Annotated in this window: 1 pseudogene; it reads left to right on the forward strand. The window is 66.8% G+C overall.

Annotated features, from left to right (window positions below):
• Positions 1–223: pseudogene (locus E4K09_RS28930) on the forward strand (EAL domain-containing protein); the annotation flags it as partial.

A 223-nucleotide genomic window follows, 5' to 3' on the forward strand; every position in this document is an offset into this window, starting at 1 on the left:
CGGCCGCGCCACGGAATTCGACCGTCGTGTCCTGAACCGTGCCATGGCGGTGGCCTACCACCTCATTACCAAGGGCAGCGAGGCCATTGTCGGAGTGAATCTGACGCCCCAGTCCGTTCGGGAGCCGGGCTTCCTGTGGTCGCTGACGGGCGTCATGGACGCCGCACCCGAGACCCTGGGCAAGGTCGTGCTCGAGTTCCCGCAGGAATGCTGGCGCGAGCTC

This window comes from Microvirga pakistanensis, assembly GCF_004458765.1.
In the GTDB taxonomy this organism is placed as follows: Bacteria; Pseudomonadota; Alphaproteobacteria; order Rhizobiales; family Beijerinckiaceae; genus Microvirga; species Microvirga pakistanensis.